Source organism: Qipengyuania citrea, assembly GCF_009828015.1.
In the GTDB taxonomy this organism is placed as follows: Bacteria; Pseudomonadota; Alphaproteobacteria; order Sphingomonadales; family Sphingomonadaceae; genus Qipengyuania; species Qipengyuania citrea.
Map to the genome: position 1 here is coordinate 1 of NZ_WTYG01000014.1, position 7,287 is coordinate 7,287.

A 7,287-nucleotide genomic window follows, 5' to 3' on the forward strand; every position below is an offset into this window, starting at 1 on the left:
TGATGGCCTACGACCCGCCCGCAGGCGCGCTCGGCCGAGCGGTGGCGAAGCTGTTCCTACGTGAGCCGCAGGTCCAGGCCCGGCATGATCTGAAGCGTTTCAAGATGCTCATGGAAACCGGGGAAATAGCGACATCGGCGCGAACGCGGGACGAAACGCGCGCGGCCAAGCAGGAGAACGGATGATGCGAGCACTTACCTGGCATGGAACCAACGACGTTCGAGTGGACACGGTCAGCGATCCGGAAATCATCAATCCCCGCGATGCGATCATCAAGATCACCAGCACGGCCATCTGCGGGTCCGACCTTCACCTATACGATGGCGTCATTCCCGGCGTGGCGCCGGGCGATGTGCTGGGCCATGAATTCATGGGCGAAGTCGTCGAGACGGGGTCTGCGAGCGATCTGAAGAAAGGGCAGCGCGTCGTCGTGCCCTTCACGATCAGCTGCGGCGGCTGTTTCCATTGCAAGCAGCAGCAATATTCGGCCTGCGACAATTCCAACCCGGCTGAAAAGCAGGATATGTCGGCGACGCTCTACGGCCAGCCGATGGCCGCGCTGTTCGGCTATTCGCACCTGACCGGCGGCTACTCGGGCGGACAGGCCGAATACGCCCGCGTGCCCTTTTCCGATGTCGGCCCGATCGTCGTTCCCGACCATCTGGAGGACGACCAGGTGCTGTTCCTCTCGGACATCCTCCCGACCGGCTGGATGGCGGCGGAAAATGCCGACATCCAGCCCGACGATACGGTTGCGGTGTGGGGCTGCGGCCCGGTCGGATTGTTCGCGATCCAGTCGGCCATCGTGATGGGCGCATCCAGGGTGATTGCGATCGACCACTATCCGAACCGTCTCGCACTGGCGAAGCAGCTGGGTGCGGAGATCATCGACTTCCGCGAGACCGATGTGCGCGAAGCCCTGATGGAAATGTCCGGCGGGATCGGCGTGGATGCCGTGATCGACGCGGTCGGCATGGAGTCGCACGGCTTCGCTATCGACAACATGTTCGACGTCGTGAAGCAGAAGGTCGGCATGGGCGCCGACCGCGCGAGCGCGCTGAAGCAGGCGATTCTCGCGGTCCGGTTCGGCGGCAAGGTCTCGATCCCCGGCGTCTATGGCGGGATGACCGACAAATGGCCGCTCGGGGCAATGATGGAAAAAGGCCTGCAGGTCCGTGGCGGCCAGACACATGTCCAGAAATATACCAAGCCGCTGCTCGAGAAGATCGAGGATGGCACGCTCGATACCACGTTCCTGATCAGCCACCGGCTGCCGCTCGAACAGGCGGCCGAGGGCTACAAGAATTTCAAGGAGCAGCAGAATGAATGGACCAAGGTCATTCTGAAGCCCGGGATGGAGAACTGATCATGGCCGGGAAAATCGACAAGCTGTCCGGGCTATGCGTGATTACCGGTGCTTCGAGCGGCATCGGGCTTGAGCTCACGAAACTGGCGGCCCGCGATGGCTGCGACCTGATCCTCGCCGCCGACCGCGATCTTGGCGCGGCCCAAGCCACCGCGCGGCAGTGCGGTGCCGCAGGCGTCGAGACGGTCGAAGCCGATCTCGCCACCCCCAAAGGCCTCCAGGCCCTCGTGACGGCGATCGGCGATCGCACGCCCGAAGTCCTGCTTGCCAATGCCGGCCACGGGCTGGGCGAAGCGTTCCTCGATCAGGAGTGGAAGGACATCGCCCATGTCATCCATACCAATGTGACCGGCACGACATGGCTCCTGCACCATATCGGACGGAAAATGCGGGCGAAGAATGCCGGTCGCATCCTTGTGACCGGTTCGATCGCGGGGCACATCCCCGGCGCTTTCCAGCTCGTTTACAATAGCACCAAGAGCTACGTCGACTACTTCTGCTTCGGGCTGCGCAACGAGCTTAAGGATACCGACGTGGTTGTTTCGTGCCTGATGCCGGGGCCGACCGATACCGATTTCTTCGACCGCGCCGGGATGGAGAACACCGATGTCGGCAAATCGGACAGCAAGGACGATCCCGCAATGGTCGCCGAGGCGGGCTACAAGGCCCTTCTCGAAGGCGACGCCCACACGGTCAGCGGCTTCATGAACAAGATCCAGGATATGTTCGCCGGCGTGATCCCCGACACGGTGCTTGCCCAGATGCATCGCCGGATGGCCGAACCCGGCGATCGCTAGGGCCGCACGCCTTCGCCAATCTGCAACAACCGAGGAGAACACCTATGCCTCTCACCGCCATCGCCCTGAACTGCTCGCTCAAGAAATCTTCGGACGAAGCAAGCTCGACCGATGCCATGATCGCCGTGCTGCAAGAGCATCTGGCCGAGCAGGATGTCGAACTGGCCGAAACCATCCGCATCGCCGATTACAATGTCCCCCCGGGCGTGACGTCGGACGAGGGCGAGGGCGACGACTGGCCGGGTATTCGCGGGAAAATCCTGAGCCATGACATCCTGGTCTTCGGCGGGCCGATCTGGATGGGCCAGATCGGGTCGGTCGCCAAACGCGTGCTCGAACGCATGGATGCCTTCACCAGCGAAACCGATGACCAGGGCCGGATGCCGAGCTTCGGCAAGGTGGCGATTGCCGCGATCGTCGGCAATGAAGATGGCGCGCACTGGAGCTCGGCACAGCTGTTCCAGTCGCTCAACGACACCGGCTGGACGATCCCGGCGGGCGCGGCCTGCTATTGGGTCGGCGAGGCGATGGGCAACACCGACTTCAAGGAGCTGGCCGAAACCCCCGATGCGGTGACCGAGACCGCACAGATGTGCGCGATCAATGCCGCACATCTCGCGAAACTTCTCGCAGGCGACACCTACCCCGGGACGAAGTCCTGACGGCCCGGAACGCTCACACTCTGTAATCTCTTGGGAGACCATCATGGGACAAGGAACCACCAACCGGATCAAGCCGCCCCTGCCTGAGCAGCAACAGCGTGTTCCGGGCGCGACCGAGGCAATGCACCCCAAGCCCGATCACGGCGAAGACAGCTACGAGGGCTCCTGCCGTCTCGAGGGAAAAAAGGGTCGTCATCACCGGCGGTGACAGCGGGATCGGCCGCGCGGTCGCAATCGCCTTCGCGCGCGAAGGCGCGGATGTGCTGATAGCCTATTTGTGCGAGGATCACGACGCGCAGGAAACGAAGGAATGGGTCGAAAAAGCGGGGCGAAAATGCGTCCTGATGCGCGGCGATATCAGCGATGCGGGGCATTGCCGAGCGATAATCGACGAGGCTGTCCGCACCTTCGGCGGTATCGATGTGCTGGTGAACAACGCTGCCCACCAGATGACTTTCGAGACATTGGAGGACATTCCCGACGAGGAATGGGAGCGGACCTTCGCCACCAACATCCACGCGATGTTCTATCTCGCCAAAGCCGCCTTGCCCCACATGGGTGAGGGCAGTTCGATCATCAATTCGGCGTCGATCAATTCCGACCAGCCCAATCCCACGCTGCTGCCCTACGCGACCACGAAGGGGGCGATCCAGAATTACACGGCCGGCCTCGCGCAATTGCTGGCAGACCGGAAAATCCGGGTGAACTGCGTCGCGCCCGGCCCGGTCTGGACACCGCTTATCCCCTCGACGATGCCGGAAGAGGACGTCGCCGAATTCGGGAAGGATTATCCGCTCGGCCGCCCCGCGCAGCCCGCCGAACTCGCGCCTCCATACGTCATGCTGGCGAGCGATGAAGCAAGCTACATCTCGGGAGCCACAATCGCCGTTACCGGCGGCAAACCGATGATGTGATCTGTCGGCTGCCCGAGCAAGGGGAGCGAAACAGCGCGCGGTGACCAGTTTGGGCTGCAAGTGATGCATAGCTACAAGCTGCGCGCCCGCGATGATCACAATTCAGTGATTGAAGAGATCGACTTCGAATGTCTCTCGATTGCCGGAGCTTTGGACAAGGCCAAGGCCATGGTCAAAGCCGGCCACGCGGATCTCTACGAAGATGGCATGCCGATCTGTTCGATGGAACTGGTGGCAGAAACAGGCGTGTGGCTGGTTGGTAAGCCGCGGTGATCTGAACGCTTAACGAAATTATAGCCGAGCGACCCTTAAATCGCGGGCAGTTCCAGCTCTGCGTTTGCTTTTCGAATTCGCCGCGCGCGGCAACTAAAAGGGCATCCGAAAGCAGCCGTGAACGTCTGGAATGAGAGCGCAAAGCGGACACACCGAAGCGCAGCCGAGAGCGCTTGCATCTAGGGGATGCTCAATGAATTCTCCGCGGCGCCGACTGTCTGAACAAGTCGAAAAGATCGGCAACATGGAAGGCACGGCGCGGCCTGCATCGTGATCAGCTTTATTGATTTGTCCATCGCACCGCAGCGCGAAAATGGCGAACAGGCGCGTGAGCAAAGGCCGAGTATCTGGACCGCTTATGAGCGCGGTGATCTGCGCCGAACGCTTTCATCCTAGGTTGCTTCGACCATCGCAAACACGCATGGTGCGAACGTCGAACTCTTTTCGAAACGGTGTGGACGAAGCCCAGATAAACAGGGCTTTGCTCAAAGCCCCCTCCGAACATTCTGGCCCCGTCTTCGCCAGACAAGTTGTTCGACAAATGGCCACATGATCATCAGGCATGATATCACCGCGATTATGTGGACAAAATTCTTCCACCTTCCCATTCGGTCAGGAAAAATAATCGGCAAAACGGGCGTTTTGTCCATGTAGTTTTAGTAGGCGCAATACCGTAAAAATGCCGCATGGCATTTTTACATGCTGTGGACACAGCCCTCTGGCTTCAATTCGAGCTGGCTCTGCCTATCGGCCGGAACCCACCCCGATTGCAAACCTTTCGAGCAGACCGTTTGTCCACTGGTTCGGCTACTTCGCGCCTCAGGTCCTTTGTGTGGACAAGGTCCACACGCCGGAAGGTCAGCTCTGCGAGCGCGAAGTGAAGAACTTCGTAGAGTGGGGAGCGGCAAATCGCCCTCCCTTCGCTGGAAAATTGGTGGGGCGTGCAGGGCCCTACCAAGCAGGTCGAGGCGACCATTCAGGAGGTTCCATAGCTGAAGGAGAGACGAAGCAAATCGGTAGGATGAAAATCAAGATCGATGCTTCCGCTGGATCGGCCGATCCAGCGTCTGCAGAAGGAAGTCTCGATGAAATACAACGAAAATAAGGAATACAACCCGGCCCTGCGTCTGCTGGCTCTGCCCCTCGTGGCCATGGCTTGGGCAGGACCGATACGAACTGTCCGATCGCCCCATCTGCCACCAAGTTCGATCGCATTCGGCGATTGCAAGCTGGTGATCGGAGTGACCCCGGCAGACAATCCCGTCTTCAAGGATTTTTCCAAAGCGGCGATCAATCTGGCCAGCGATACGATCCTTATTCGGGCAGGATTGTCTCCAGAAATAGACAATCCTGTCACAGTCGATGTTGCGGTGCGGACTCCTGCTGAACTGCTGATTTTTCGCGCGCTGCATTTCATGGAGCGCGAGAATGGCGATCTGTGGCTTTGCGCTGAAAGGTCGCAGGGGCCTGCCCTGAAGCTCGGAAGCTGCGGTCTGGAATTGCGTATGCGCCAGCCGTTCTGCGATGATGAACGCGCCGATGGCGCATGCCGGGCCGCAGCGCGGATCGTTCGCCTCTCGCGGGGGCAGATCTGATGGCAAAACCACTCAAGCCAAAGTCAAAGGCGAAGTCTAAGACACTTGCCGCCACCGACCCGAACCATCCCGAAAGCTGGCTCTATCTGCTGAGCGAGAACACTCTCACGTTCGGCGTGTTGCGTTCGACATTCAAAGATCGAACCAATTCCGCTGTCGAATTTGGAAGGCGAAAATTGCAACCCGTCCAACCACCGCCAACTGAACCCGATGCCATCACGGCGGAGAGGGTGGACGTGATTCTGCCGGAAGGTGCAGAAGATCAGTTCGCTACGTCCCTTCCGTTTCTCGAAGGGTGCGACGAAATGCAGGTCAATCCCGCAATCCTTGTCTATTTGACGATCCCGACCCCAGACGTGGACCGTATGCATCATGCTTGGGAAAAAGGACGCGCATTCGCGAGGATCCTTGCCGATGAGAGGGGGCTCGCCACACTGCTGATACAGCATGCGCCTGGACGGATATCATCACCGAACCAACCGCATCTTCATCTGCTGATCTGTCCTCGCAGGACTGCGAAGGCGGGTCTTCGTTATGGAGGTTTGGACAATGAGCTCCTTTATAATGACGGCGCTCGTGTTCTCGCTGAGCGATGGGCCGAATTCACAGAGGCTGGGAGCTGATCGACGTGAAAAGAGGGCGCTCATGACATGGGCGCCCCCTTGCTTACTTTCGATCCATCCAGAACCCGGCGACCGCATAGGCGTATGCTACCTTCTGTTCCGCCGTCGCGCCGAAAACGACTAGCATCAATGAAAAAGGGGTAGCTTGAGACCCTCCACGCAGGTCGATAAACCGGATCCGCCCTTGCAGGAAATAGACATCGACATTGGCACGAAGAGTCTCGTGGAACCAGGCCGAATCCGTTCTGGCGGGCACTAGACACGCTATGGTGCGAGCGTTTCCCATACGCCATTGCTCATGTGCTCGACGTAACCAGCTTAGCTGCGCGGAGAAGGGCGGGTTGACGTAAACGAATCGGCCGAACCAAGCGTCTCGAAGCCCGTCGTCACCGTTGCCGAGGATGAACCTGCGAGTTGCGACTACGGGACTGGACGGGTGTCCGCACGGATCCAAGTCGATGCGGCCGAAGGCCGCATAAACCGGTTCCATGAACTCTTCTGGCGTGAAGCGGCTATCGCGGTCATCTTTGTCACCCTGGCCCCAGTATGCTCTCTCAGGAGCTCGCCGTTTTGCCTTTGGCGCCAAAACTTCCAGAATGCGGACGACACTTCGAAAAGCAAACGCAGAGCTGGAACTGCCCGCGATTTAAGGGTCGCTCGGCTATAATTTCGTTAAGCGTTCAGATCACCGCGGCTTACCAACCAGCCACACGCCTGTTTCTGCCACCAGTTCCATCGAACAGATCGGCATGCCATCTTCGTAGAGATCCGCGTGGCCGGCTTTGACCATGGCCTTGGCCTTGTCCAAAGCTCCGGCAATCGAGAGACATTCGAAGTCGATCTCTTCAATCACTGAATTGTGATCATCGCGGGCGCGCAGCTTGTAGCTATGCATCACTTGCTTTCCGCCCCGTTTTCGCGCGAACTCTGTTGGCCGCCCCGGCCGGAGCCGGACTCGTTGCCGCCGCCGCTTTCCTTGTTGACCGTTGCCCAGGCGCGGCGTTCGGCTTCTTCCTGCGAGACGCCGCGGTCCTCGTAGCTCACTTCGATGTGCTCG

General features: G+C 59.7%; 8 protein-coding genes and 3 pseudogenes. 8 read left to right on the top strand and 3 right to left on the bottom strand.

What is annotated here, in order from left to right; translation table 11 throughout:
• The 8 genes and pseudogenes from GRI55_RS14560 to GRI55_RS14595 all read left to right on the top strand — a co-directional run.
• A pseudogene (locus tag GRI55_RS14560) lies at positions 1 to 185 on the top strand (SRPBCC family protein); the annotation flags it as partial.
• Entirely contained in the window at positions 185 to 1,366 is a 1,182-nt protein-coding gene (locus GRI55_RS14565) for a zinc-dependent alcohol dehydrogenase (protein WP_160767574.1), read from the top strand. The pseudogene GRI55_RS14560 and the gene GRI55_RS14565, both read left to right, overlap by 1 nt.
• 2 nt (positions 1,367 to 1,368) lie before the next feature.
• Positions 1,369 to 2,163 carry an SDR family NAD(P)-dependent oxidoreductase gene (locus GRI55_RS14570; RefSeq protein WP_160767572.1) on the top strand — a complete coding sequence of 265 codons (795 nt, stop codon included), beginning with the start codon at positions 1,369 to 1,371 and terminating at the stop codon, positions 2,161 to 2,163.
• 44 nt (positions 2,164 to 2,207) lie between these two features.
• Positions 2,208 to 2,825 carry a flavodoxin family protein gene (locus GRI55_RS14575; RefSeq protein ID WP_063512069.1) on the top strand — a complete coding sequence of 206 codons (618 nt, stop codon included), beginning with the start codon at positions 2,208 to 2,210 and terminating at the stop codon, positions 2,823 to 2,825.
• A 43-nt stretch (positions 2,826 to 2,868) separates the two neighbouring features.
• Positions 2,869 to 3,739 (top strand): annotated as a pseudogene (locus tag GRI55_RS14580) (SDR family oxidoreductase).
• A gap of 63 nt (positions 3,740 to 3,802) precedes the next feature.
• Complete coding sequence (locus tag GRI55_RS14585; RefSeq protein WP_050599068.1) at positions 3,803 to 4,012, top strand: hypothetical protein; 210 nt, start codon at positions 3,803 to 3,805, stop codon at positions 4,010 to 4,012.
• Positions 4,013 to 5,097: 1,085 nt separating this feature from the next.
• Positions 5,098 to 5,607 (top strand): hypothetical protein, encoded by a 510-nt coding sequence (locus tag GRI55_RS14590; protein WP_130587015.1) that lies wholly within the window; start codon positions 5,098 to 5,100, stop codon positions 5,605 to 5,607.
• The gene (locus tag GRI55_RS14595; RefSeq protein WP_160767620.1) at positions 5,607 to 6,230 is read left to right on the top strand and encodes a hypothetical protein; all 624 of its coding nucleotides are present in this window, start codon (positions 5,607 to 5,609) and stop codon (positions 6,228 to 6,230) included. Before GRI55_RS14590 ends, GRI55_RS14595 begins: the two co-directional genes overlap by 1 nt.
• 43 nt (positions 6,231 to 6,273) lie before the next feature.
• Here the strand turns inward: GRI55_RS14595 and GRI55_RS15360 are convergent, their stop codons facing one another.
• The 3 genes and pseudogenes from GRI55_RS15360 to GRI55_RS14610 all read right to left on the bottom strand — a co-directional run.
• The gene (locus tag GRI55_RS15360; protein WP_370873307.1) at positions 6,274 to 6,816 is read right to left on the bottom strand and encodes a DNA N-6-adenine-methyltransferase; all 543 of its coding nucleotides are present in this window, start codon (positions 6,814 to 6,816) and stop codon (positions 6,274 to 6,276) included.
• 99 nt (positions 6,817 to 6,915) lie between these two features.
• Positions 6,916 to 7,125: a hypothetical protein gene (locus GRI55_RS14605; protein WP_050599068.1), complete on the bottom strand. Its 210-nt coding sequence runs from the start codon at positions 7,123 to 7,125 to the stop codon at positions 6,916 to 6,918.
• 14 nt (positions 7,126 to 7,139) lie between these two features.
• Positions 7,140 to 7,287: pseudogene (locus GRI55_RS14610) on the bottom strand (plasmid stabilization protein); the annotation flags it as partial.

Coding starts and splice junctions, on each gene's coding strand:
- GRI55_RS14565 (WP_160767574.1), top strand. CDS start 185: ATGCGAGCACTTACCTGGCATGGAACCAACGACGTTCGAGTGGACACG.
- GRI55_RS14570 (WP_160767572.1), top strand. CDS start 1,369: ATGGCCGGGAAAATCGACAAGCTGTCCGGGCTATGCGTGATTACCGGT.
- GRI55_RS14575 (WP_063512069.1), top strand. CDS start 2,208: ATGCCTCTCACCGCCATCGCCCTGAACTGCTCGCTCAAGAAATCTTCG.
- GRI55_RS14585 (WP_050599068.1), top strand. CDS start 3,803: ATGCATAGCTACAAGCTGCGCGCCCGCGATGATCACAATTCAGTGATT.
- GRI55_RS14590 (WP_130587015.1), top strand. CDS start 5,098: ATGAAATACAACGAAAATAAGGAATACAACCCGGCCCTGCGTCTGCTG.
- GRI55_RS14595 (WP_160767620.1), top strand. CDS start 5,607: ATGGCAAAACCACTCAAGCCAAAGTCAAAGGCGAAGTCTAAGACACTT.
- GRI55_RS14605 (WP_050599068.1), bottom strand. CDS start 7,125: ATGCATAGCTACAAGCTGCGCGCCCGCGATGATCACAATTCAGTGATT.